Annotated in this window: 24 protein-coding genes; 10 read left to right on the forward strand and 14 right to left on the reverse strand. The window is 68.6% G+C overall.

The features are described from left to right. The first annotated feature begins 54 nt into the window (after positions 1–54). Positions 55–825: a M28 family metallopeptidase gene (locus tag KV102_RS16945; RefSeq protein ID WP_220346988.1), complete on the forward strand. Its 771-nt coding sequence runs from the start codon at positions 55–57 to the stop codon at positions 823–825. Positions 826–832: 7 nt separating this feature from the next. On the opposite strand, the gene KV102_RS16950 is transcribed toward KV102_RS16945, so the two are convergent. Continuing rightward, positions 833–2,242 carry a CapA family protein gene (locus tag KV102_RS16950; RefSeq protein ID WP_220346989.1) on the reverse strand — a complete coding sequence of 470 codons (1,410 nt, stop codon included), beginning with the start codon at positions 2,240–2,242 and terminating at the stop codon, positions 833–835. A 36-nt stretch (positions 2,243–2,278) separates the two neighbouring features. Here KV102_RS16950 and KV102_RS16955 point away from each other — a divergent pair, with 36 nt between their 5' ends. Genes KV102_RS16955 through KV102_RS16965 form a run of 3 tightly spaced genes read left to right on the forward strand, consistent with a single transcriptional unit; the run spans position 2,279 to position 3,619 of the window. Next, the gene (locus tag KV102_RS16955) at positions 2,279–2,851 is read left to right on the forward strand and encodes a GNAT family N-acetyltransferase (RefSeq protein ID WP_220346990.1); all 573 of its coding nucleotides are present in this window, start codon (positions 2,279–2,281) and stop codon (positions 2,849–2,851) included. A 10-nt stretch (positions 2,852–2,861) separates the two neighbouring features. Then, the gene (locus tag KV102_RS16960) at positions 2,862–3,320 is read left to right on the forward strand and encodes a hotdog fold domain-containing protein (RefSeq protein ID WP_308289353.1); all 459 of its coding nucleotides are present in this window, start codon (positions 2,862–2,864) and stop codon (positions 3,318–3,320) included. Further along, positions 3,317–3,619 carry a hypothetical protein gene (locus KV102_RS16965; RefSeq protein ID WP_220346991.1) on the forward strand — a complete coding sequence of 101 codons (303 nt, stop codon included), beginning with the start codon at positions 3,317–3,319 and terminating at the stop codon, positions 3,617–3,619. The genes KV102_RS16960 and KV102_RS16965 overlap by 4 nt, the downstream gene beginning before the upstream one ends. A 26-nt stretch (positions 3,620–3,645) precedes the next feature. On the opposite strand, the gene KV102_RS16970 is transcribed toward KV102_RS16965, so the two are convergent. From KV102_RS16970 to KV102_RS16985, 4 genes are all read right to left on the reverse strand, one after another. Continuing rightward, positions 3,646–4,566 (reverse strand): amino acid ABC transporter permease, encoded by a 921-nt coding sequence (locus KV102_RS16970; protein WP_220346992.1) that lies wholly within the window; start codon positions 4,564–4,566, stop codon positions 3,646–3,648. Continuing rightward, positions 4,563–5,210: an amino acid ABC transporter permease gene (locus tag KV102_RS16975; RefSeq protein WP_220346993.1), complete on the reverse strand. Its 648-nt coding sequence runs from the start codon at positions 5,208–5,210 to the stop codon at positions 4,563–4,565. Before KV102_RS16975 ends, KV102_RS16970 begins: the two co-directional genes overlap by 4 nt. Positions 5,211–5,303: 93 nt before the next feature. Beyond that, a complete protein-coding gene (locus tag KV102_RS16980; RefSeq protein WP_220346994.1) occupies positions 5,304–6,203 on the reverse strand; it encodes a glutamate ABC transporter substrate-binding protein in 900 nt (299 codons plus the stop codon). 94 nt (positions 6,204–6,297) lie between these two features. Then, positions 6,298–7,026 carry an amino acid ABC transporter ATP-binding protein gene (locus tag KV102_RS16985; protein WP_220347015.1) on the reverse strand — a complete coding sequence of 243 codons (729 nt, stop codon included), beginning with the start codon at positions 7,024–7,026 and terminating at the stop codon, positions 6,298–6,300. Between the two features lie 238 nt (positions 7,027–7,264). Between KV102_RS16985 and miaB the strand changes: the two genes are divergently transcribed. Next, positions 7,265–8,755, forward strand: a complete 1,491-nt coding sequence (gene miaB / locus KV102_RS16990) for a tRNA (N6-isopentenyl adenosine(37)-C2)-methylthiotransferase MiaB (protein WP_220341390.1) — start codon at positions 7,265–7,267, stop codon at positions 8,753–8,755. A gap of 22 nt (positions 8,756–8,777) precedes the next feature. On the opposite strand, the gene KV102_RS16995 is transcribed toward miaB, so the two are convergent. Together KV102_RS16995 and KV102_RS17000 are read right to left on the reverse strand one after the other, a co-directional pair. After that, complete coding sequence (locus tag KV102_RS16995; protein ID WP_220341391.1) at positions 8,778–9,020, reverse strand: antitoxin; 243 nt, start codon at positions 9,018–9,020, stop codon at positions 8,778–8,780. Between the two features lie 65 nt (positions 9,021–9,085). Beyond that, entirely contained in the window at positions 9,086–9,556 is a 471-nt protein-coding gene (locus tag KV102_RS17000) for an NUDIX domain-containing protein (RefSeq protein ID WP_220341392.1), read from the reverse strand. A 49-nt stretch (positions 9,557–9,605) separates the two neighbouring features. On the opposite strand from KV102_RS17000, the gene KV102_RS17005 reads away from it, so the two are divergent. Further along, positions 9,606–10,280 (forward strand): hypothetical protein, encoded by a 675-nt coding sequence (locus KV102_RS17005; RefSeq protein WP_220346995.1) that lies wholly within the window; start codon positions 9,606–9,608, stop codon positions 10,278–10,280. 85 nt (positions 10,281–10,365) lie between these two features. Here KV102_RS17005 and KV102_RS17010 read toward each other — a convergent pair whose 3' ends face one another. Together KV102_RS17010 and KV102_RS17015 are read right to left on the reverse strand one after the other, a co-directional pair. Then, on the reverse strand, positions 10,366–13,284 hold the full coding sequence (locus KV102_RS17010; RefSeq protein WP_220346996.1) for a beta-glucosidase: 2,919 nt from the start codon (positions 13,282–13,284) through the stop codon (positions 10,366–10,368). A 256-nt stretch (positions 13,285–13,540) separates the two neighbouring features. Then, the gene (locus KV102_RS17015) at positions 13,541–13,804 is read right to left on the reverse strand and encodes an antitoxin (RefSeq protein ID WP_220341395.1); all 264 of its coding nucleotides are present in this window, start codon (positions 13,802–13,804) and stop codon (positions 13,541–13,543) included. 65 nt (positions 13,805–13,869) lie between these two features. Between KV102_RS17015 and miaA the strand changes: the two genes are divergently transcribed. Then, positions 13,870–14,799, forward strand: coding sequence for a tRNA (adenosine(37)-N6)-dimethylallyltransferase MiaA (gene miaA, locus KV102_RS17020; protein WP_220341396.1), 930 nt, complete (start codon positions 13,870–13,872; stop codon positions 14,797–14,799). Here the strand turns inward: miaA and KV102_RS17025 are convergent. Continuing rightward, positions 14,782–15,252, reverse strand: coding sequence for an SRPBCC family protein (locus KV102_RS17025; RefSeq protein WP_220341397.1), 471 nt, complete (start codon positions 15,250–15,252; stop codon positions 14,782–14,784). The genes miaA and KV102_RS17025 overlap by 18 nt on opposite strands. After that, positions 15,249–15,893, reverse strand: a complete 645-nt coding sequence (locus KV102_RS17030) for a TetR family transcriptional regulator (RefSeq protein WP_220341398.1) — start codon at positions 15,891–15,893, stop codon at positions 15,249–15,251. The genes KV102_RS17025 and KV102_RS17030 overlap by 4 nt, the downstream gene beginning before the upstream one ends. 126 nt (positions 15,894–16,019) lie before the next feature. On the opposite strand from KV102_RS17030, the gene KV102_RS17035 reads away from it, so the two are divergent. The 3 genes from KV102_RS17035 to hflX all read left to right on the forward strand — a co-directional run bounded on the left by KV102_RS17035 (position 16,020) and on the right by hflX (position 19,537). Beyond that, complete coding sequence (locus KV102_RS17035; RefSeq protein WP_220346997.1) at positions 16,020–17,117, forward strand: CARDB domain-containing protein; 1,098 nt, start codon at positions 16,020–16,022, stop codon at positions 17,115–17,117. 85 nt (positions 17,118–17,202) lie between these two features. After that, positions 17,203–18,027: a diaminopimelate epimerase gene (gene dapF / locus KV102_RS17040; RefSeq protein ID WP_220341400.1), complete on the forward strand. Its 825-nt coding sequence runs from the start codon at positions 17,203–17,205 to the stop codon at positions 18,025–18,027. 31 nt (positions 18,028–18,058) lie between these two features. Continuing rightward, positions 18,059–19,537, forward strand: a complete 1,479-nt coding sequence (gene hflX / locus KV102_RS17045; protein WP_220346998.1) for a GTPase HflX — start codon at positions 18,059–18,061, stop codon at positions 19,535–19,537. A gap of 110 nt (positions 19,538–19,647) precedes the next feature. Here hflX and KV102_RS17050 read toward each other — a convergent pair whose 3' ends face one another. The 3 genes from KV102_RS17050 to KV102_RS17060 are packed head-to-tail and all read right to left on the reverse strand — an operon-like array spanning position 19,648 to position 22,942. Next, on the reverse strand, positions 19,648–20,970 hold the full coding sequence (locus KV102_RS17050; RefSeq protein ID WP_220341402.1) for an ABC transporter substrate-binding protein: 1,323 nt from the start codon (positions 20,968–20,970) through the stop codon (positions 19,648–19,650). Positions 20,971–20,975: 5 nt separating this feature from the next. After that, entirely contained in the window at positions 20,976–22,052 is a 1,077-nt protein-coding gene (locus tag KV102_RS17055) for a branched-chain amino acid ABC transporter permease (RefSeq protein ID WP_220341403.1), read from the reverse strand. Continuing rightward, positions 22,052–22,942: a branched-chain amino acid ABC transporter permease gene (locus KV102_RS17060; RefSeq protein ID WP_255561183.1), complete on the reverse strand. Its 891-nt coding sequence runs from the start codon at positions 22,940–22,942 to the stop codon at positions 22,052–22,054. Before KV102_RS17060 ends, KV102_RS17055 begins: the two co-directional genes overlap by 1 nt. Between the last annotated feature and the right edge of the window lie 10 nt (positions 22,943–22,952).

The raw sequence follows: 22,952 nt of genomic DNA on the forward strand, positions 1-22,952 counted from the left end.
CCGTCCCCGGGAGAGCCGCCGAAGCCGGACGCGCCGACGGCCGACGGATCGGCGATGCGGGCGGCCATCCGGCACCTGGCCGTCCGGGTCGGCCCGCGCGAAGCCACGAGTGCGGCCTTCCGCCAGGCAGCAGGGTGGTTCGGCGGGGAGATGCGGCGGCTTGGCTACACCGTGACGGAGGAATCGTTCGCCGTACCCGCTGGAGACTCGTGGGGGACGCCGGTGAGTGCGGGCGACTCCGTCAACGTGATCGCCGATCCGCCGGGCTTCGACGCCTCGCAGCCGCACCTGGTCGTCGGCGCCCATCTCGACACCATCGCGGTGTCGCCCGGGGCCGAGGACAACGCCTCCGGCGTCGCCGTCGTGCGCGAGGTCGGCCGCTTGGCGAGTGCGCACGGTACGAGGCTCCCCGTGCGGCTCGTCGCCTTCGGGGCCGAGGAGCCACGCGGTCCGGGTGACCGCCTGCACCACTTCGGGTCTCGGCACCGCGTCGCCGCGATGAGCGGTCCCGAGCGCGCTGCGGTGCGGGCCATGGTCTCGCTCGACCGCGTGGGAGTCCGGGGTTGGACGGTGCCGGTCTGCGACGGCGGGACGAGCAACGGTCGCGTCGTCCGCTCGCTGGTCGCCGCGGCCGGCGGGATCCCGACGAGCACGTGCGAGGACCGCGCCAGCGACCACTGGTCGTACGAGAAGGCCGATGTCCCGGCCGCCCGGCTCGGAAGCATCCCGTATGCCGGATACCACTCCGCCGACGACCGCTCGGGCGTGGTGGACGATCGGCAGCTCCGCCGAGTCGCGACGATCGTCTGGCGCTGGATGCGATGAGGAGAGGTCAGGGCAGGGCGTAGGGACCGGTGCTGGTCTCCCACGCGGTCCTGAGGACGGTCTGCCCCCTCGCGCCCTGGACCGGGCGCGGCGTGAAGTCGTCGTCGATCACGTACGGCACCAGCTCGATGCCCTTGAGCTCGCCGTCCCACAGCACGAGCTCGAGGACCGCGCCCTCGCGGGTCCGCCGCTGGAAGTCCATGTCGAACACGAAGTTGCCGAGCGAGTGCACCACCAGCGTGTCACCGACCTGCTCGAGTCCTTGGAGCCAGTGCGGATGACCGCCCACCACGACGTCGGCGCCCGCCTGAGCGACCACGCGCGCGACGCGGCGCTGGGACGGCTCCGGCAGGTTGGTGTACTGAGTGCCCCAGTGGGTCAGCACGACCACCGTGTCGACCCGCGCGGTCAGCGAGCGGGTCTGAGCCTCGAGTCGTGCCAGTCGTCGCTCGTCCATCGGTCCGGTGCGGGGAGGCATGTCCAGTCGGCTCGTGCCCGGGCTGGTTGCGGTGGCAGCGGGCGTCTCGCCGATCGAGTCGACGGCGAGGAACCCGACTGACGTGTCGCCCCGCTCGATGATCACCGGGCGCTCCGCCTCCGTGCGGTCACGACCGGCGCCGACGTACGGGAGACCACTGGAGCGCAGTCGGGCGAAGGTGTCGAGCATGGCGCGCTCGCCGAAGTCGCCGAGGTGGTTGTTGGCGAGGCTGACGAGGTCGAACCCCGCCGCCCGTAGGCCTCGTCGCACCGACGGATCGGCGCCGAAGGAGTCACCGCCCTGGGTGGGCGAGCCACGCCGTGACAACGTCGACTCCAGGTTCCCCACCGTGATGTCGGCACCCGCGAGGCGGCTTGCAAGCCGTCGGAACACGGCCGTGGGGTCGTCGGCCCGCCGGAGGAAGGACCCCACTCGTCGTCCGAGCATGATGTCACCCGTGATCGCGACGGTGACGACCTCGGGCTCGGGTGCGGGGGAGGCCTGCGGGGTCGTCAACGGATACGCCGCGGGGTGCCGGATCGGGTCCTTGCTCTCGACACGCACCGTGCGCACCGTCTCGTCGACGACGGACGCGGAGACGTAGCCGACGGCATCCGGGTCGAGGCGGACCGCAGCGACGACGGCGGCAGCATCGGCGAGACGGTCGGCCGCCGGGACGTCGGAGCGGTCGGTGACCAGTCGGAGCTCGGAGGGCGGGCCGATGCTGAGGAGCCGTAGTGCGCCCTCGTGAGTGAGGACGCGCAGGGGAGAGTGGTGATGGGTGACGAAGACCGGCGCGGCACCGGTCTCGGCCCGGGGCGAGGGCGCGGCGGACGTCGGTCGGTCCCGAGTCGGCGACTGCGCCGGCTCCGGAGCAGGTTCGGTCGTGCACCCGACGGCGAGCAGGAGCACTGAGAGGGTCGACGCGGTGCGTCCCATGTCCTGAGGGTACGGCGGCGTCGTACCCTCAGGGCCATGTCCGACGCCGGATCACGCGGGATCGCCTTCCGCGCCATGCGCGAGCCGGATCTGGCGATGCTGGTCGGCTGGAGGAGTGCCCCTCACGTGCTCGCGTGGTTCCGTGATCCGCCGAAGGACGTCGATGAGGCGCGCGCACGGTACGCCGAGCGGCTCGCCGGAGAGCACCCGACATGCATGTGGGTGGTCGAGGTCGAGGGTGAGCCGGTCGGCTATGTCCAGGACCTCCCGGTCGCCTCCGACGACGACCTGGCCGTTCGGGTGCAGCTGCCGGGGGCCGTCGGGTTCGACTACCTGATCGGGCGCCCGGACCTGATCGGCGCCGGGCTGGGCACGCGGATGGTCGCGGCATACCTGACGGACGTCCTGCTGGCGGCCTACCCCGATGCGAGGTGGTTCGTCGCGTGCCCGGATGCGCGCAACGCCGCGTCTCTCAGGGTGCTCGGCAAGCTCGGATTCGAGCAGCGTCAGTGGATCCAGATGCCGGGGGAGGACTACGCCGACATCGTCTGCCGCCTCGCTCGCGACGGTGTCCACCGATTGTTACCGACGAGTAACCAATCCTGCTAGGGTGCCACTCGTGAACTCGACCCTCGCGATGTACGAGCGCCTGACGACCCTGCCTCTCGGTGGCCGCCTGTTCGACCTGGCGTTCAGTCTGAAGGCCCCGTACTTCCGGACCGTCCGCCCACGGATCCGCCAGATGAGGCCGCACCGAGCGGAGCTCGTGCTCCCGAAGCGGTGGGCCGTCAAGAACCACATCGGCACGGTCCACGCGATCGCCGTCTGCAACGGCCTCGAGGCCGCGATGGGCCTGCTGGCCGAGGCCACGGTCCCCGACGGCTATCGGTGGCTGCCCAAGGGCATGGACGTCTCCTACCTGGCGAAGTCGACGTCCGACCTCGTCTGCGTCGCCGAGACGACCGCGGAGGACTGGGCGAAGGCCCCGGAGGTCGACGTGACCGTCCACGCCACGCGTGACGACGGCACGCGCGTCGTCGAGGGCACCATCCACCTCTGGGTCACCCCGACGCGATGACGAGCCAGATCAACGCTTTCAGCACGCTGTCCGTACGCCGGGTCGACGGCAGCCGTGAGCTGCACGAGTACGCCCGGATTCTCGGGCTGCGCGACGGCTACCTGTTCCTGGAGGACGGCGTGCTCACCGACCGGTCGGGCAACGGCATCCGTACGGCCCAGGTGCACGCGATCCCGCTCGGGGAGATCGCCGCCGTCGACGTGGAGACCCACGCCGACGACGACGAGAACAGCGAGACCACGATCGGGTTGGAGTCCGCGGGGATGCTCAACTTCGACGGCAGCGTCTACGTCCGCTGAGGGGGACAGTCAGTCAGCCCTCAGGCTTAGCCGCTGCTGGCGCCGCCGACGCCGGCGCCACCCTTCGTCGCAGTCTGACGTGCGGCCTCGACCTCGGCCATCGCGATCCGCTCCTGCTCGCCGAGCGCACCGACGGCGTCGACGTCGAGTCGACGACCGCCGCTGTATTTGCGCTCGACCCAGCGCCCGAGCCAGTCGAGCAGCAGGTTGATGATCAGGTAGATGACCAGCAGCACCAGCGCGGTCGCGAGGTAGTTGCCGAACTGTCGCCAGATCTCGCGGCCCACGGTCGTGAGGCCCGGAGCGAGGATGACGAACCCGAGCGAGGTGTCCTTCAGGGCGACGATGCACTGGCTGATGATCGACGGCAGCATGATCTTGACCGCCTGCGGCATGAGGACCGACCCCATGACCTGGTACTTGCGCATGCCGAGGGCGTAGGCGGCTTCCGCTTGTCCCTTGGGCACGGCGTTGATGCCGGCGCGGAAGACCTCGGCGAGGACCGAACCGTTGTAGAGCACGAGCCCGATCACGAGCGCGTGGAACGAACGGTCGAGCTGGAGCGAGTAGAGAGACCAGACGAAGATGATGAGGATCAGCAGCGGCACGGCGCGGAAGAACTCGACGACGAGCCAGCACGGCCAGCGGATGATGCGGTGGTCCGACAGCTTGCCGATCCCGAAGACCACCCCGAAGATGAGGGCGCCCAGGATTGCGAACACCGCGGACTTCAGTGTGTTGATCGCGCCCTGTCCGAGGAGCTCAAGGTACGCCGGGGTGACGAACGGCTCCCAGACCTCGTACTCGAGCTGATCGTTCTTGTAGAGCGTGTTGACGACCAGGAGCGCGAGGGCGATCAGAGCGATGACCGTGACGATGGCGATCGTCCGGTAGAGACGTCTGGCGCGAGGCCCTGGGGCGTCGTAGAGGACGGTGCTCTGGCTCATCGTTCTGCCCTCCAGCGACGCTCGAGCATGGCCGCCCCGAACGAGATCGTCTCGACGATGATGATGTAGCCGAGGGCGATGCCGATGAAGATCGTCCACCGCTCGGTGGCGTAGTCGTTGATGAGGCCCTTCATCCGGAACGCGGCCTCGGCGATACCGAACGACATCGCGAGCGAGGTGTTCTTGGTGAGGGCGATGAAGACGCTGGCCAGCGGCGGGACCACGTTGCGGAAGGCCTGGGGAAGGACCACCTGGGTCATCGACTGGCCGAACGTGAAGCCGAGCGAGCGGGAGGCCTCGGCCTGACCGAGAGGGATGCCGTTGATGCCGGACCGTAGGGACTCGGCCACGAACGCACCGGTGTACAGGCCCATCGCGAGGATGATCTTCCAGTAGAAGCTCGGGTTGATCCCGAGCTGAGGAAGGCCGTAATAGGTGACCAGCAGCAGGACCAGCAGAGGGCTGTTGCGGAAGATCGCCACGTAGACCGCGCCCGTCCGGCGCAGGACCGGGACGGGACTGACCCGGAACATGGCGATGACGGTGCCGATCACGAGCGCAAGTGCGCCGGCGCCGGCGAGCAGCCGCAACGTCGTGAGAAAACCGTCGAGAATGATGTCCCAGTTCTCGGTCAAAGCGTCCACGGGTCACCTCCTCACGAGGTCAGGTGTTGAACAGGGCGGATCGGACACGACAGGTGGCGGGGCCCGCCCCCGCCCGGCCCCCCACCCACCCCATCACCGGCCGGGGGCGCGTGTGGGGGTCTCGGGCAGGTCGATGCCACCCTTGCCGAGCGTGTCGTCGAACGCGTCCTCCCACTCGCCGTCCTCGAACGCACCCTCGAGGGTCGAGTTGATGAAGTCGCACATGCCGGCAGCGTCCTTGTTGTAGCCGATGCCGTAGCGCTCCTCGGAGAACGGCTCACCGACGACCTTGAGCTTGTCGGGGTCCTCGGCGGCGTAGCCCGCGAGGATCGCGCCGTCCGTCGTCACGGCGTCGACGGAGCCGGTCTTCAGCTGCTCGACGCACTCCGAGTAGGTGTCGAACCCGGCCGGTGTCGCGCCGAACTCCTCCTCCACGGTCTTGATCGACGTCGAGCCGGTCACGGAGCAGACCTTCTTGCCCGAGAGGTCGTCCGGCCCCTTGATCGAGTCGTCGTCGGCAGCGACGAGGAGCTGCTGGCCGGTCACGTAGTACGGGCCGGCCTGGCCGACGACCTGGCGGCGCTCGTCGGTGATCGAGTACGAGGCGATGACGAAGTCCACGGTGCTGTTCTGGAGGAACGGCTCGCGGTTGTCGGAGATCGTCTCGACCCACTCGATCTTGTCGGCGGGGATGCCGAGCTTCGCGGCGAGGATCTTGCCCATGTTCGGGTCGAAGCCGACCGGCGTGTCGGACGTGGCGGACTTGAAACCGATGCCCGGCTGATCGAACTTGACGCCGATCTTGACCGTGCCGGCGTCGGCGATCTCCTGCGTGCGGCTACCCGCGTCGAACGACGCGTCCTTGACGACCTCGGGGCTGAAGCCGCCGCCGTCGCCGCTGTCGCTGTCATCGTTGCCGGCGTCGCCACAGCCGGCGAGCGCGAGGGCTGCTGCCGCCGCGATGACGGCGAACTTGGTCCTACGGATCTTCATTGAATCTCCCTTTTTCGCGAGCGCCGCGGATGCGGCTCCGCCTTCGGTTCTGATGGAGCGTGCCGTTCGGTTCTGACGATGGAGTACGAGAGGGTCAGTGCTTGAGGATCTTGGCGAGGAAGTCCTTGGCACGGTCCGTCTGCGGGTTGTCGAAGAACTCCTGGGGAGTCTCCTCCTCGAGGATCTGGCCGTCGGACATGAAGACCACGCGGTCGGCGGCCGTCCGGGCGAAGCCCATCTCGTGCGTGACGACGATCATCGTCATGCCGCCCTTGGCGAGCGTGACCATGGTGTCGAGGACTTCCTTGATCATCTCGGGGTCCAGCGCGGAGGTCGGCTCGTCGAAGAGCATGACCTTGGGGTCCATGGCCAGGGCGCGGGCGATCGCGACGCGCTGCTGCTGGCCGCCGGAGAGCTGGGCGGGGTACTTGTTGGCCTGCGACTCCACGCCCACACGCGTGAGGAGCTCCATGGCGCGCTTCTCGGCGTCGCCCTTGGACTTCTTGCGAACCTTCACCGGTCCGAGCATCACGTTCTCGAGGACGGTCTTGTGCGCGAACAGGTTGAACGACTGGAAGACCATGCCGACATCGGCACGCAGCTGGGCGAGCTTGCGCCCCTCTGCGGGCAGCACCTCGCCGTCGATGGCGATCGTGCCCTCGTCGATGGGCTCGAGGCGGTTGATCGCGCGGCAGAGCGTGGACTTGCCCGAGCCGGACGGCCCGATGACGACGACGACCTCGCCCGGCTTCACGCGGAGATTGATGTCCTTGAGGACGTGGAGGTCCCCGAACCACTTCTGAACGTCGTCCATGGCGACCATGTGGGCGGCCGTCGCGGTCGAGCTGGTCGAGCCCGTCGGCGCAGGCGTGACCGAGTCGTACGAGTCATCGGACATGTGGGACAACGTAGGTGCCCGTACGGGTATGCACCAAACCGGCGTGACTCGGGACGGCAGGTTGTTGTGAGAACGTGACCGCGCTGGACGGCCCTCGCGGCCGTTCTGCCCCGGGTGGGTGACCCGAGCCACGGCCGTGCTGCCCCCGTACTCTGGGAGGGCTATGACGAAGACGTACGAAGTGCGCACCTACGGGTGCCAGATGAACGTGCACGACTCCGAGCGCCTGTCGGGGCTGCTCGAGGACGCCGGATATGCCGCGGCACCCGAGGGTGCGGCCAAGCCCGCAGACGTGGTCGTGTTCAACACCTGCGCCGTCCGGGAGAACGCCGACAACCGCCTGTACGGCTCGCTCGGTCACATCGCCAGCATCAAACGTGAGAACCCTGGCATGCAGATCGCGGTGGGCGGCTGCCTGGCCCAGAAGGACCGCGACACGATCACCCGGCGCGCGCCGTACGTCGACGTCGTCTTCGGCACCCACAACATCGGCTCCCTGCCGGCGCTGCTCGACCGCGCCCGAGTGCGGGAGGAGAGCCAGGTGGAGATCCTCGAGTCGCTCGAGGTCTTCCCGTCGACGCTCCCGACCAAGCGCGAGTCGGCGTTCGCCGCCTGGGTCTCGATCAGCGTCGGTTGCAACAACACCTGCACGTTCTGCATCGTCCCCAGCCTGCGCGGCAAGGAGAAGGACCGCCGCCCCGGCGAGATCCTCGCCGAGATCGAGGCGCTCGTCGCCGACGGCGTGGTCGAGGTGACCCTCCTGGGTCAGAACGTGAACTCGTACGGCGTCGAGTTCGGTGACAAGCTCGCGTTCGGCAAGCTGCTGCGGGCCTGCGGGGAGATCGAGGGCCTGGAGCGAGTGCGGTTCACCTCGCCGCACCCGGCCGCCTTCTCGGACGACGTCATCGCAGCCATGGCCGAGACGCACAACGTGATGCCGCAGCTCCACATGCCGTTGCAGTCCGGGTCGGACCGTGTCCTCAAGGCGATGCGCCGCTCCTACCGCAAGGACCGCTACCTCGGCATCATCGACCGCGTGCGCGCCGCGATGCCGGACGCCGCGATCACGACCGACATCATCATCGGCTTCCCCGGTGAGACCGAGGAGGACTTTCTCGAGACCATGGACGTCGCGCGCCAGGCGCGGTTCACGTCGGCGTACACCTTCCAGTACTCCCCGCGGCCCGGCACGCCGGCCGCGACCATGGACGAGCAGCTGCCGAAGGCGGTCGTCCAGGACCGGTACGACCGCCTGGTGGCGCTCGTCAACGACATCTCGTGGCAGGAGAACACCGCGCTCGTCGGGTCGACCGTCGAGCTGCTCGTCGCCGACACGAGTGCCGGCAAGGGCGGCAAGAAGGACGAGGCGACTCGCCGGCTCACGGGTCGGGCTCGGGACAACCGGCTGGTGCACTTCGCGCGGCCGGACGGTGTCGACGTGCGGCCGGGCGACATGGTCACGACGGTGATCACCACCGCGGCTCCCCACCACCTGATGGCCGACGGTGCTCCGCTCGCGGTGCGGCGCACGCCCGCCGGCGACGCCTGGGCGGCCCGCAACACGCCGACACCGGTCGGCGTCGGGCTCGGGATGCCCTCGATCGGCGCACCCGCCCCCCTGCCGGTCGCCGACGGCCCCGCCTGCGCCTCCTGACGCCGCGCTACCGACGGCGCCGTCAGGGCCGTGGATCGCCCGGCCGCCTCCGGTTGGTCGGGTCGCCGTCGAGCTTGTCGAGGCCGTCCTTGAGCGCGTCAGCGCCCTTGTCGATCTTGTCGCCGTGCTTGCTCCCGGCCTTGCCGCGGGCGAGGTCGGCGGCCTTGTCGATCCCCTTGTCGATCTTGTCGCCGTGCTCGTTGAGCAGGTTCTTGGCCTTGCCCCTCAGGCGGGCGTTCTTCGTGAACTTGTCGAGCAGTCCCATGGGTCCTCCCGGACGACGGTGTGGTGGGTGATCTCAGGTATCCAGGATCTCAGCAAGGGCGGAGGTCAGCGCGTTACATGGGAGGTCAGCGTCATGATCGGAGGGACGTCGCCGCGCAGGTAGGCCTCGATCACGACCTCCTCGTGCACGACACCCGGCTGGGGCAGGTCGCGCAGGCTGAACCATCGCTGGTCGACGGCCTTGTCGGTCTCGGCGATGCGCGGGTCGCCGTCCCAGCGGCGGGCGATCCAGAAGAAGTCGACCCGCTGCTCCACCGGCGGGCCACCTGGCATCCAGCGGTGGATCGTGGTGAGCGGCTGGAGCGTCTCGGGATCGACCGTGGCGCCGGTCTCCTCGTTGACCTCGCGGGCGGCAGCCGTCCGTGCGGACTCGTCCGCATCGACGTGGCCCGCGATCAGAGCCCAGTGCCCGTCGCGGTAGCCGGTGTTCTGCCGCAGCTGGAGCAGGATCTCCTCGTCACCGATCGGGCCGCGCAGCATCAGGACGTAGGAGGCAGGGACCAGGGCATGGCTCATGCCGAGCACTCTAGGCCGCGCCGCTGACGAGGAGGTTAGCCTCGGGAGCGTGCCCGTCTCCGTCGCCGTGGTCCCGCAGACCCCACTTCTCGTGCCCGAGATCGCCGCGGGTGCGGCGGGGGAGCTGGAGACCCTGCGGTCGTACGCGATCGACGCGGTCCGAGAGGTCACCTCCGACGCCGACCGTGTCCTCGTGCTCGCGCCGGGACCGGCCGACGCCCGCTTCGACGACGTGGCGGCGGACTTCACGCCGTATGGGTACGGGGAGCGCTCGAGCGACGCCACCGGCACAGGCGCCGGCGTGCGGCCCGGGTCGGCGCTCCCGCTGGGCGCATGGCTCCTCGACGCCGTCGGCACGACCGTCCCGCGTGTCTTCGCCGAGACCAGCGGCGAGGCGGTCGATCTCCCCGGCAACGGACGTACGGCCCTGGTGGTCCTCGCCGACGGAAGCGCGAAGCGCGACAAGACCGCGCCGGGATACGTCGACGTCCGTGCTCTGGCGTTCGACGCGGTGATCGGTACGGCGCTGGCCAGCGCCGACCTCGACGCCCTCGGCGCGCTCGATCCCGCCCTCGCGGCCGACCTGTGGGCGAGCGGTGTCCCGGCTTTTCGGGCTCTGGCTGCGACGGTGCGGGTGGATGGTGGTGACGAGATCGCGGCGCAGCTGACCTACGACGGTTCGCCCTACGGTGTCGCCTACTGGGTCGCCGTCTGGCGCGGGTAGCCAGGGCTGCGGGTGCCGGCCCGGCACGCACGGAGCCCCCGGCGCCGCAGCGCCAGGGGCTCCGTCCTGCTGTCGTCCGGCCCTCCTACCTCCTCCTGTAGACCCGGATCGTCTTCGACTTGCTGGCGCGCTTGGCGGTCGACGAGCCCCGGTAGGTCACCGTGATCCGCTTCCTACCGGCCGCGAGCCGCTTGATCCGCTTGTTGGCCCGGCCTCGGGCGTTGAGAGTGCCGCGTCCGACGACCCGCTTGCCTCGCTTGATCACGTACTTGCCGCGCGCGGCCTTTCCGCCTGACACGACCCGGAACGAGACCCTCGCCCGAGTGGCGGTCGTCACTCGCTTCGGCTTGACCTTCAGGGCGGTGATCCTCGAGGCGGTCTTCGGTGCCGGTGTCACCGTCACGAAGACTTGTGCTGAGGCCTCGCCGCCGTGACCGTCGTTGACCGTGTAGCGGAAGGACGTCTTACCTGTGAACCCGCGCTTGGGTGTGAACCGGACCGCCGAGCCGTTGCCGATCGGTGTCACGGTGTTCCCCTTCAGGTCCGAGTAGGTGTAGGACAGTGCGTCCCCGTCCGGATCGCTCGCCCTCAGGTTGATGATGACCGAGCGTCCCTGCCTCACCTTCACGCCCGTGACGTTCTGGGCCGTCGGACGGCGGTTGCTGAAGTTGACGTTGAGCGTCTTCTGCAGCGGTGTGTCGGCCGACGAGCGGCCCACGTGGACGGTGTAGTTACCGTCTGCCGTCGCCCACTCTCCGTCCGCCCACTTCCTCAGATCGTCCGCGTCGTCCGGGACGAAGTAGGAGAACGGGTGGTTGGAGGCGTTGGAGTCGATCAGCACCGACACCTTTTTGCTCTGGCCGGCAGCGAGGTCGATCTTGTCGAACCCCACGAGCCGCTTCGACGGCTCGCCCGACTGCCGCGGAAGCGTGAGGTAGACCTGCGGGACCTCCTTGCCGGCACGCTTGCCGGTGTTGGTGACCGTGAAGTCGGCCCTCAGCGCGGTGTGTCCGTTGCCGCCTCCCACCTCGGTGACCTTCAGGTCCTTGTAGTCGAAGGTCGTGTAGGAGAGTCCGTATCCGAATGGGAAGTACGGCTCGGTCCCGGTCGCCTGGTACCACCGGTAGCCCATCTTGAGGCCTTCGGTGTAGCGGACGACGCGTTGCGGTTTCGGTCCCGAGACGGTGCACGGCGGCTGCTCCGCCGGATCGATGCACTGCGGGTCGCGCCCGTAGCCGCCGGGTGTGCCCGTGTTCTCCTCGAAGCCGTTGTACTGCTCCGTGGTCTCGTAGGCGGCCTCGTGGTCGGTCTTCCCGATCGTGAGCGGCAGCTTGCCTGAGAAGTTCGTGTCGCCGAACAGGGCGTCGGCGACGACCTGGCCGTCCCACTCGCCCGGATACCACGCCTGCACCATCGTGTCGACGTCGTCGATCCACGGCATGTTGACCTGGCCCTGCGTCTTCATGACGACGATCGTGTTCGGGTTGGCAGCCAGGACCCGCGGGATGAGCTCCTGCTGGTTGGTGCCGGTGATCGTCGGCAGATCGAGGTTCGGAGTCTCGTTCGGCGCGCCCGCGGCGGTGCTGTTCGGGTTCTCCTCGGGCCAGTAGGCGTTCTTGTCCCAGGTCTCTCGCGCCACGTCACCGACCATGAGGATGGTGACGTCGGCGTTGCGGGCCGCCCTCTCCGCGCTGGCGATGTTGGTCCCCGTGTTGAGGGTCACCGTGGCGTCGGAGTTCTTGCTGTCGAGCACGTTCTGCAGACCCTGGACGGGTGTCACCTGGAACGGCTCGTTGACCGTGATGTTCTGGGACCGGTTGCCGCTGCGCGGCGGCAGCGAGGCCTCGCGGGCGAACCACTGCGGACCGATCACGGCGATCGACTCCACCGCACCGGCGTTGAGAGGCAGGATGTTCTTCTGGTTGCGGAGAAGGACGAGTCCCTCGGCGCCTGCCTGCTTGGCGACCTTGGCGTGGGCACCGGTTGGTGCCATGAGCGGATCGATCTTGTCCCACTGGAACGACGTCAACGGGTTGTCGAAGTTGCCGAACTCGAACATCTTGATGTAGCGAGGACGCAGCAGGCCGTCGATGTCTGCCTCGGTGATCACACCCGAGTTGATGTACTGCTTGAGGATCTCCGGCTTGTACCACTCGGGCGACTCGTCGAGCTCGACGTCCACGCCGGCCCTGAGCGCGTCCAGAGTGCTCTGCTGAGCGCGCCGGTCGGAGAAGACGTAGCCGTCGAAGCCCCAGCGCTGACGCAGCGTCTGCTGAAGGAGCGGTGAGCTGCTGCAGTTGTAGGTGTAGTTCAGGTCCGGATAGGCGCACATCACGGACGACACGTCGGCGTCCTTGACGGCCATCTCGAACGGCAGCAGATAGATCTCGTGCAGGGCACGAGAGGGCACCCGGTTGGCCGACGTCCAGCGCTCGAACTGGTACTCCGAGTCGTTGGCGACGAAGTGCTTCGCCGTGGCCTGGCTGACGCCGCGGGCCTGGATCCCCTTGATGATCTCACTCGACATCACGCCGGTGAGGTACGGATCCTCGCTGAAGTACTCGTTGTTCCGCCCGCCGTACGGGGTGCGGATCATGTTCATGCCAGGTCCCCACAGGACCTGGTCGGCCCACGCCTCGAGCTCGACGTCGAGCACGTTGCCCCAGTCGCCCATGAGGTCGCGGTTGAACGTCGCCGCAGACGAGACCTGGGCGGGGAGTGCCGTTGCAGTCGGCTCGGGGAGGCAGTCGCCGCCTCGGATTCCCGTGCCGCCGTTGGCCTGCCGGAAGGTCGGGATGTCGAGCGACGGGATGCCCTCGATGTGACGGCCGATGATGGTGAAGTTGCAGTCGTTCCGGTCCGCGGGGCTGTCTTCGGGATCCCCGTCCGGATCCAGGTCCTCGTTGTAGAACGGCTGGTTGTAGATCTGCTGAAGCTTCTGGTCCAGGGTCATCGCGCCGATCAGCAGGTCGGCCCGCCGCTCCGGTGTGAGACTCGTGTTCATCCACGGCAGGTCTTCTTGTGCCTGCGTGATGGAAGGTATGAAGACTACCGAGGCGGCGACGAGGCCGGCCGCGGCAGCGTACGTGATCATTCGTCGAAACATGCGAGTGAACCCCCGACTTCGATGCCTGCCCCGAGATCCCATCCAGTCAAAGACCGGATCAAGCAGGAACAAACTGGGACATTTACCCCATCAGAACACCCGGTTGTCGAACGTGCATCTCTCGCTCGTCGTGAGGAGGCCGCGAGGCCGCAGGTCACCCCACGGCAGAGGGGCCGTCGGGGTCCTGGCCCTTGTCCAGCTTGTGGATCTGCTCCTTCGCGGCGGCGTGGGCCTTGTCGATCTTGTCGTCGTACGTGCCCTTGGTCAGGTCCTTGGCCATGTCCCGCACCTTCTCGAGCGCGCTGTCGATCGTGTCGCCGTTCTCGGTGACGAGGATGCTCGCCCGCTCCTTCATCTCGCGGGCCAGGTCCGCGCTGGAGTCCTTGAACCTCTCGAAGGCCTCGTCGAACGTGCTCATGCCGATCTCTCCCTGTCATGGGTCGGTGCGTACTGGGTGCTGGACACTCTCGAATCTACGTCAGAATGGTCGCCGTGAGCTCTCCAGTGGTCGCCGTCGTGGGGCCGACCGCCGCCGGGAAGTCCGATCTCGCCGTCGCGCTGGCGCAGCGCATCGGCGGCGAGATCGTCAACGTCGACGCCTACCAGGTCTATCGCGGCATGGACGTCGGTACGGCGAAGCTCCCCGCCGCCGAGCGCGGCGGCGTCCCGCACCACCTTCTCGACGTCCTCGACGTGACGGCACCGGCGACGGTCGCGGAGTTCCAGACCTGGGCGCGCGAGGCGATCGAGGACGTCCGGGCACGGGGCGGCGTGGCGGTGCTCGTCGGCGGCTCGGCGCTGTACGTGCGCGCCGTCGTCGATGCGTTCGAGTTCCCCGGGACCGACGAGGGCGTCCGGGCACGTCTCGAGGAGGAGCTGCAGACCCAGGGGCCGGAGGCGATGCACCGGCGTCTCGCGGGGGTCGACCCTGAGGCGGCGCGATCGATCCTCGCGTCCAACGGACGCCGGATCGTCCGAGCGCTCGAGGTCGTGGAGATCACCGGACGGCCGTTCGCCGCGTCGCTGCCCGCCCACACGGCGTTCTACGACGACCTCCGACTCATCGGGATCGATGTGCCGCGCGACGTGCTCGACGACCGGATCGCCCGACGGGTCGACCGCATGTGGGAGGACGGCCTCGTCGAGGAGGTGCGGTCGCTCACCGAGCGCGGTCTGCGCGAGGGACGGACGGCGAGCCGTGCGCTCGGCTACTCGCAGGTGCTGGCCTACCTCGACGGCACGATGACCGAGGACGAGGCACGCGAGGCGACCGTCCGTGGGACACGCAAGTTCGCGCGGAAGCAGGACTCGTGGTTCCGCAAGGACCCGCGCATCGTGTGGCTCCCGTACGACGCCCCCGACCTGCTGGAACGAGCCGTACGGGTGGCGGAGGGCTCAGCCGGCGTGGCGTGACTCGAGCCTGCGGCGCAGCCGGCCGAGCGCGATCCCGTATGAGATGCGAAGGACCGGGGAGGCCAGTCGCCAGACCACTCCGGCGACCGCGCCGCCGGGCACCCTGACGCGCTCCTCCCACGAGAACAGCGTGCCGCCGTCGTCGGTGGGCTCGCAGCTGAACAGCCCGGTGCCGGAGATGAGGCGACCGGTGTGCGCCACCTCGCAGACCCGCGGCGGGTCGGATCGTACGACGTGCATCGTGTCTGTGACCCGCACCGGGCCGACCCCGGTCACCGCGACGATCTGCTCACCCACGACCCTGACCGTCGTCGCGGGTATCCACTCGCCCTGGAGCTCCCAGTCGGTGACGTAGTCCCAGGTAGTCTGCTGCGACACGCCGACCCGTACCGCGCCGGTCACCACCCCGACCTGCGGGGTCGCGACCACGGGGCGAGCTCGGCGGGTGGTCATCGCGCCACGGCCTCCGAGCGCCAGCCGGCGTAGCCGAGGACGATGAGCCGCATCTGGCGCCGAGCCTCGGACTCGATCTCCTCCATGAGGTCCGGCTCGTCGGGCGACTCGATGACCTGCTCCGCGGTCGACACCATGATGTTGACGAACAGCCGGGACGCCGTCCGGACGTCGCCCTCGGCCCAGGTGTCGAGCTGAGGGAAGGTCCGGAGCACCCCCGCCAGGTCGCGGACGTAGCTGTGGAGCTCGGTGCGGATGCGACTGCGGACCGCAGGGACCCCGCCGAAGCGCTCCCGCGCGACGAAGGCGAAGTGCGGACGGTGGGCGCGGACCTGCGACACGATGATCGCGGCCGACGCAGCGATCACGTCGGAGTAGGTCTCCGGATCCTGGCGGGCCTGGCGCATCATGCCGCGCAGCGTCCCGAACGACTGGTCGACGAGCGCCAGCCCGAGCTCCTCCATGCTGGCGAAGTGGCGGTAGAAGGCGGTCGGGACCACGCCGGCGCGCCGGGCGACCTGGCGCAGGCTCACGCCGGCGAACCCGTGCTCGTCGGTCAGATCGAGCGCCGCGTCCAGAAGTGCCTGCCGCGTGCGTTCCTTCTGCTCGTGGCGCGGCACTGCATCCTCGGAGTCTTGCACCGGGGAACCCTACCGCGGCGGCCGCATCGCGACCGCGCAGAGGAGGAGCTCCTCGTCCGCGAGGACGAGGCGATGGGTCCTGGAGGACGATGCGCGTCCGCATACCCAGGGCAGAGGCTGGCGGGTATGAGCGGGGCCGAACGTGCCCTGCGGGTGGAGGGTGAGCTGATGCCGCGTCGGTTGTGGGTGCTCGGACTCGGGCTGGGGTTGGTGATGACGATGCTGGGAGCCGGTTCAGCGTCGGCCGCGCCGAAGAAGCGTCCGGATCTGGTGGTGTCGGCGGTGTCGGTGTCGCCGGGGAAGGTGGTCGCCGGTGGTGTGCTGAAGGTCAGTGACACGACGCGTAACAAGGGCCGTAAGAAGGCGAAGCGGTCGGTGACGCGGTACGCGCTGTCGGCGAACAAGAAGTGGGACAAGAAGGACGTCGTCCTCGGGAGTCGTGCGGTCAAGGTGCTGAAGCCGGGCAAGAAGCACGCGGTGAAGGCGCGCTCGGTGCGGGTGGCGGCGGCGACCAGGCCGGGTACGTACTGGCTGCTGGCGTGCGCGGACGCGAAGAAGAAGGTGCGTGAGTCCAACGAGCGCAACAACTGCCGGGTGGCCAAGCGACGCGTCACCGTCACCAGGCGCAACGCTGCCGCTCCCCCCGACGATGCGGTCAAGGTCAAGGTCAACGTTCGTGGACACGTCGACTGGAAGGATCGCACTCGTCTTTCGGTAGGGAGCGTCACCACAGAGATCGACAGTGCAGCCACGTTCGACTTCAACGTGCCCGCGGAGCTGACGTATCTCCAGGGCAGGCCGTTCTATCTCGAGGTGACGTGGGACAAGGGGACCGTGTCAGGCAGGACGGTCTACAAACGGGTCAACAACGACGCCTGCCGGGTCACGTCGACGGCAGATCAACGGGTCACAGGGGAACCAGCGCTCTTGAGTCAGGCCCTTGTCCACCTCCCCGTCCCTGGTCGACCGTCGCTCTTCGGCCAGTTCTCCTTGAACTTCGTCGCCCAGTCGACCACCCCCGTGACCGCGGTCGACTGCCGCGGAGAAACCTGGGCCCAGAGCCCCATGCGCTTCGCGATCGTCGACACCCCCGACGAGCTTGCGAGCGTCTCGGCCAACGCCGACCTGAGCCGGATCGTCCTCAAGGGCGGCGGAGCACCCCGGACTCACCCGGGTCGTACCTGGGAAGCCACGGTCACCCTCGACATCACCCACCCGCGGTAGCGGCAACGACCGTGATCGAGCCGACCCGTCGGCGCTGAGCTCTGCCGGCGTGGGCGAAGGTCGTCACCCCTCTAGACTCGGAGGGGTGACGACCTTCGCGTGGCTCAAGGGCCACGGCACCGAGAACGACTTCGTGATCCTTCCCGACCCCGACGGGACGGTGCACGGGGATCTCGACGCGACCTTCGTGGCCGCGCTGTGCGACCGCCGGCGGGGGATCGGCGCCGATGGCGTCCTGCGCGCTGTGCGGGCCGCCCCGGGCGAGGGTGCCGAGTGGTTCATGGACTACCGCAACGCGGACGGGTCGATCGCCGAGATGTGCGGCAACGGCGTACGGGTCTTCGCGCGCTACCTGGCCCTGGAAGGGCTCGTCGACTCGTCCGTCCCTGTGCCGGTGGCAACCCGGGACGGCATCAAGGTCGTGACCTACGACGGCGTCGCCATCGCCGTCGACATGGGTGTCCCGCGTCTGCTGGGGGAGTCCAAGGTCGTCGCTGAGGGGACCGCCCGCGCCGCCCGTCAGGTCGACGTCGGCAACCCGCACGCCGTCGCCTTCGTCGACGACCTCGGTCAGGCGGGCACGCTTCTGGTCGAGCCGGAGTACGACGCGGCGGTCTTCCCCGAGGGCGTCAACATCGAGTTCGTCGCGCGGCGAGGCCCGCGTCATGTGGCGATGCGGGTGCACGAGCGGGGTGCGGGCGAGACCCGCTCGTGCGGCACGGGGGCGGTGGCGGTGGCTCTGGCGACGGCAGCGACGGACGGGGCCGATCCCGCCGACGGCGGCGACGTCACCTACCGGGTCGACGTGCCGGGCGGCACGCTCCACGTGACCTGGAAGGCCGACGGGCACGCCGTACTCGCCGGACCGGCCGTCATAATTGCTCGCGGGGATCTCACCTGGCTGGGATGATCGAGGCCACCGCCGACGTTGCAAGGATCAGATGACTGCACAGAACGAAAACCCCACTGACCAGTTCGCCGACACCGCTACCGACGTGCCGTCGGTGGACTCTGTCGATCCGGTGGAGCGCTTCGAGCCCATCGACCTCGACACCCACGACGGTGACCAGCTCGACCTGGCCGACCGCAACTCGCTGAGGCGCGTCGCCGGCCTGTCGACCGAGCTCGAGGACATCTCCGAGGTCGAGTACCGCCAGCTGCGGCTCGAGAGGGTCGTTCTCGTCGGCGTGTGGACAGACGGCTCGGCCACCGATGCCGAGAACTCTCTCGCCGAGCTCAAGCTGCTGGCCGAGACCGCCGGCTCCGAGGTGCTCGACGCCATGGTCCAGCGCCGTCAGCGGCCTGATCCGGCGACGTACGTCGGCCGAGGCAAGGTCGAGGAGCTCGCCGATATCGTCCAGGCGACCGGCGCTGACACCGTGATCTGCGACGGAGAGCTCGCACCCAGTCAGCTGCGCAACCTCGAGGACCGGACCAAGGTCAAGGTCGTCGACCGTACGGCGTTGATCCTCGACATCTTCGCCCAGCACGCCAAGTCCCGCGAGGGTCGCGCACAGGTGGAGCTCGCGCAGCTCCAGTACATGAAGCAGCGCCTCCGCGGCTGGGGCGGCAACCTGTCTCGTCAGGCTGGTGGCCGTGTCGGTGGCGACGGTGGCGGCATCGGGTCGCGCGGTCCCGGTGAGACCAAGATCGAGACCGATCGCCGTCGCATCAACGACCGGATCGCCAAGCTGCGGCGCGAGCTGACCGAGATGCGCAAGACCCGTGACACCAAGCGCGCGACGCGCCAGCGCAACAAGGTGCCCGGTGTCGTGATCGCGGGATACACCAACGCCGGCAAGTCGAGCCTGCTCAACCGGCTCACGCGCGCCGGGGTCCTGGTCGAGGACGCGCTGTTCGCCACCCTGGACCCGACCACGCGGCGTACGGAGACCTCCGACGGACGCGAGTACACGCTCTCCGACACCGTCGGCTTCGTCCGGCACCTTCCTCACCAGCTCGTCGAGGCCTTCCGTTCGACGCTGGAGGAGGTCGCCGACGCCGACCTGGTCCTGCACGTGGTCGACGGCTCGCACCCCGACCCGGAGGGCCAGATCACGGCGGTGCGCGAGGTGTTCGCCGAGATCGGCGCGCTGGACGTGCCGGAGATCATCGTGATCAACAAGGCCGACGCGGCCGACCCGATGGTCGTGTCGCGCCTGCTGGCCCGCGAGCCGCACGCCGTCGTGGTGTCGGCCCGCACCGGCGAGGGCATCGGCGAGCTGCTGTCCGCGGTCGAGGCCGACCTCCCTCAGCCGGCGGTCAAGATCGACGTGGTCCTCCCGTACGACCGGGGCGACCTGCTCAACCAGATCCACCTCCACGGTGAGATCGACACGCTCGAGCACACCGCCCACGGCACTCACGTCGTCGCCCGGGTGCACGACGAGCTCGCGGGCGCCGTCGCCGAGTACGCCTGAGGGGCCCTTCGCCTGACGGGTCGTTCGCCTGACGCCTGACGCGACTGTGCGCTGAGCACCTCGGTCCCCTCCAGGATCGGTGCCCAGCGCACAGCCAGTCTTGCGGGAGGTCAGCTCCCCGGGATGCCCGACTCCGGCGGCGTGCCGACGTCTCCGGTGAACTCCTCGATCTCCGCGTCACCGACGTCGGTCTGGAGGACCGGCGTCTTGTCGGCGGTCGTGCCGTCGGCCTGGATCTGGACCAGCTTCAGGCCACCGATGCCCGCGTGACGGTCCTCGGAGTAGCGGAACGGCACATAGTTGGGGCCACTCAGCTTGGAGCCGTCCTGCTCGAACGTCTCGACGATCGACTCACGGCTCAGGTCGTCGCCCGCGCGGTTCAGCGCGTCGACGAGCGTGAACGCCTGCGACATGCCGTACACCTTGTAGTTGGTCAGCGGCGAGCCGTCTCCGTACTCGTCCCAGACCTTCTGCCAGAGCTTGGTCCACTCGTTGTCCGGCTCGGAGGCCTGCGGCATGTACGTCGTCGTGTAGACGCCGGCGAGCGGGCTGCTGCCCTTGATCGCGCCCTTGGAGAACTCCTCCAGGAGCGACCCGACGAGACCCGAGTCCGAGCCGACGTTGGTGTAGAACCAGGTCGGCTTGTAGTTGAGCTTCATCGAGACAAGCTGCGAGAGAGCGGTGTACGAGGGCACGTTGAAGCCCACGACCACGTCGGCGCCGGACTTCTGGAGCTCGGCGATCTGCGGACCGACGTCGGTGTTGCCGGGGACGTACGTGACCTTGGAGACGATCTGGTCGGCGATGTACTGCTCGAGACCGCGGGTGCCGTCCTCGCCGAGCTCGTCGTCCTGACCGAAGACACCGACCTTGGCGTCGGGCAGGTTCTCGGCGATGTACTGGCCGATCACCTTGCCCTCCGACTCGTAGTCGGGCTGCCAGCCGAAGGTCATCGGCTTCTCCTTCGGGTCGTCCCACAGGAGGGAGCCGGAGGAGACGGTCAGGTCGGGGACGCCCTCGGCGTTGAGGAAGTTGGTCACCGCCTGGTGGGTGGGGGTGCCCAGACCGGCGACGATCGCGAACACCTCGTCCTTGAGCACGAGCTCGTTGACGACCTCGGACGTCTTGGCAGGGTTGTAGCCGTCGTCCTTCGCGATGAACTCGATGTCGCGGCCGCTGACACCTCCGTTGGCGTTGACGAAGTCGTAGTACGCCTTGTGGCCGAGCGGGATCTCGCTATAGCCGGGTGCTGCGACACCCGTGAGCGGGAAGTGGCCGCCGATCTTGATCGAGTCCTCGGTCAGACCGGGATCATTCGAGTCGCCGCCGTCTCCGCCGCCGCCGCACGCAGCGACGACCAGTGCGGAGGCAGCCAGCGCGGCTCCGAGTACGAGCCGGCGACTCCGGCGCGCCGATGTGGGCTGATGAGCCATGGATCTCATCCCTTCTGGGTGGGTGTTGCAGGGTTGGGACGGCGCAGTCGTGCACGCCGCCATGCCGTCGAGAGAGTCCCCATCACTCCTCCAGGTGCGAGGAGCATTACGAGGATGAGGACGATGCCGTAGATCAGGGGTGACATCTGTGCGGCCTGGGTGTCCGACAGGCCCGAGCCGGTCGACAGCGAGGTCACCCACGGAGGAAGGAACACCAGCACCGCGGCGCCGATGAACGCGCCGGTGATGCTGCCGAGGCCGCCGATCACCGCGGCAGTGAGCACCGAGAGCGAGAGGACGATCGTGAACGCGCTCGGCGCGGCGAGCCGGACGACGATCGCCATCACGGCGCCGGCCAGGCCGGCGTACGCGGCGCTGATGACGAACGCCTGCACCCGGGTACGGCCGAGGTTGATGCCGGCGATCTCCGCGGCGACCTCCTGGTCACGAACGGCACGCCAGTGGCGTCCGATCTTGGACCGGCGGAGGTTGAGTGCGAAGAAGAGGGCCACGACCAGGCACATCAGGCCGAGGTAGGCCACGTACTTGGACGACGTCGCGAACTCGCCGGACACCGCGTCGATGAACGACACGAACCACTCCGGCGGTCGCGGAGACGCGACGGTCAGGCCGACCTCGCCGTTGAAGGTGCCCTTGAAGTAGAGGGCGACGCTCGGGAGAGCCACCGCCAGCGCCAGCGTGGCGCCGGCGAGGTACGGCCCGTGCAGCCGTGCCGCGCCGATGCCGACGACGAACCCGACGACCGACGTGACCACGACGGCGACCAGGGCCACCACCGGGAACGGCAACGGCGTCTCCGTGTCGAGCATCAGCGCGGTCGTATAGGCGCCGACGGCCATCAGCGCCCCGTGGCCCAGCGAGATCTGGCCGTTGAGGCCGGTGAGGGCGGTCAGGCCGATCGCCGCGATGGCGTAGTAGGTGAGCGAGGAGAGCTGCGTGTTGGTGTAGCGGTCGGTGGACTCCAGCAGGAGCATGCCCGCGACCAGGACCGCGAGGCTGATGAGGAGGTTGCGGGTGAGGTTGAGGTCGAGCAGGCGCTTGGTGGTGCTGTCGGTCGACATCAGACCCTCCTGGTCTTGGTGCTGGAGAAGAGACCGCCCGGCTTGAGGAGCAGGACGACCATCAGGAGGACGAACGCGGCCAGGGTGACGAGACCCGAGGCGACGTACCCGGAGACCAGGGAGTTCACCAGGCCGAGGAGGAGGCCACCGACGACCGCGCCGACCGGGCTGTCGAGGCCGCCGATGACCGCGGCGATGAAGCCGAAGACGATGAGCGTCTCCATGTAGCTCGGATAGATGAACTGTCCGCTGGCGACCAGGATGCCCGCCACGGCGCCGACGAGGCCGGCGAGCGCCCACCCGAAGGTGAGCAGGTGGGAGACCTTGACGCCGAGGATGCGCGACACTTCTCCGTCGAAGGCCGCCGCACGCATCGTGAGGCCGAGCTGCGTCTTCTGGAAGAGGAGCGTGAGGCCGACGACCACCACACCGACCGTGCAGAGGATGAAGATGCTCGTCGGGGTGAGCGCGAGGTTCGTGTCACCGACCTGGAAGCCGTTGACTCCGACGGGCGACGGGAAGGACTGGTAGTCCGACCCGAAGAGGATCGCCGCCAGCGCCTGGATCGCGACGTACAGGCCCAGCGTGGCGATCACGATGTTGAGCTCCATGCCGCCCTCGAGCGGGCGGATGACGACACGCTCGAGCACGGCCCCGATGAGGAAGCCGGCGGCGAGAGCGACGGCGAACGCGGCCCAGTACGGGAAGTCGCGGTTGAGCAGCGTCAGCGCGACGTACGTGGTGAACATCGCCTGCGAGCCCTGGGCGAAGTTGATGATCCGGGTCGACCGGAAGATCAGCACGAGCGCGAGCGCGAAAGCAGCGATCACGATGCCCTGGGTGAGTCCGTTGAGCAGGATGTTGAGGAGCTTCTGGATGTCGCCGTTCATGGTGTCCTCC

This window comes from Mumia sp. zg.B53 (assembly GCF_019550935.1).
In the GTDB taxonomy this organism is placed as follows: Bacteria; Actinomycetota; Actinomycetes; order Propionibacteriales; family Nocardioidaceae; genus Mumia.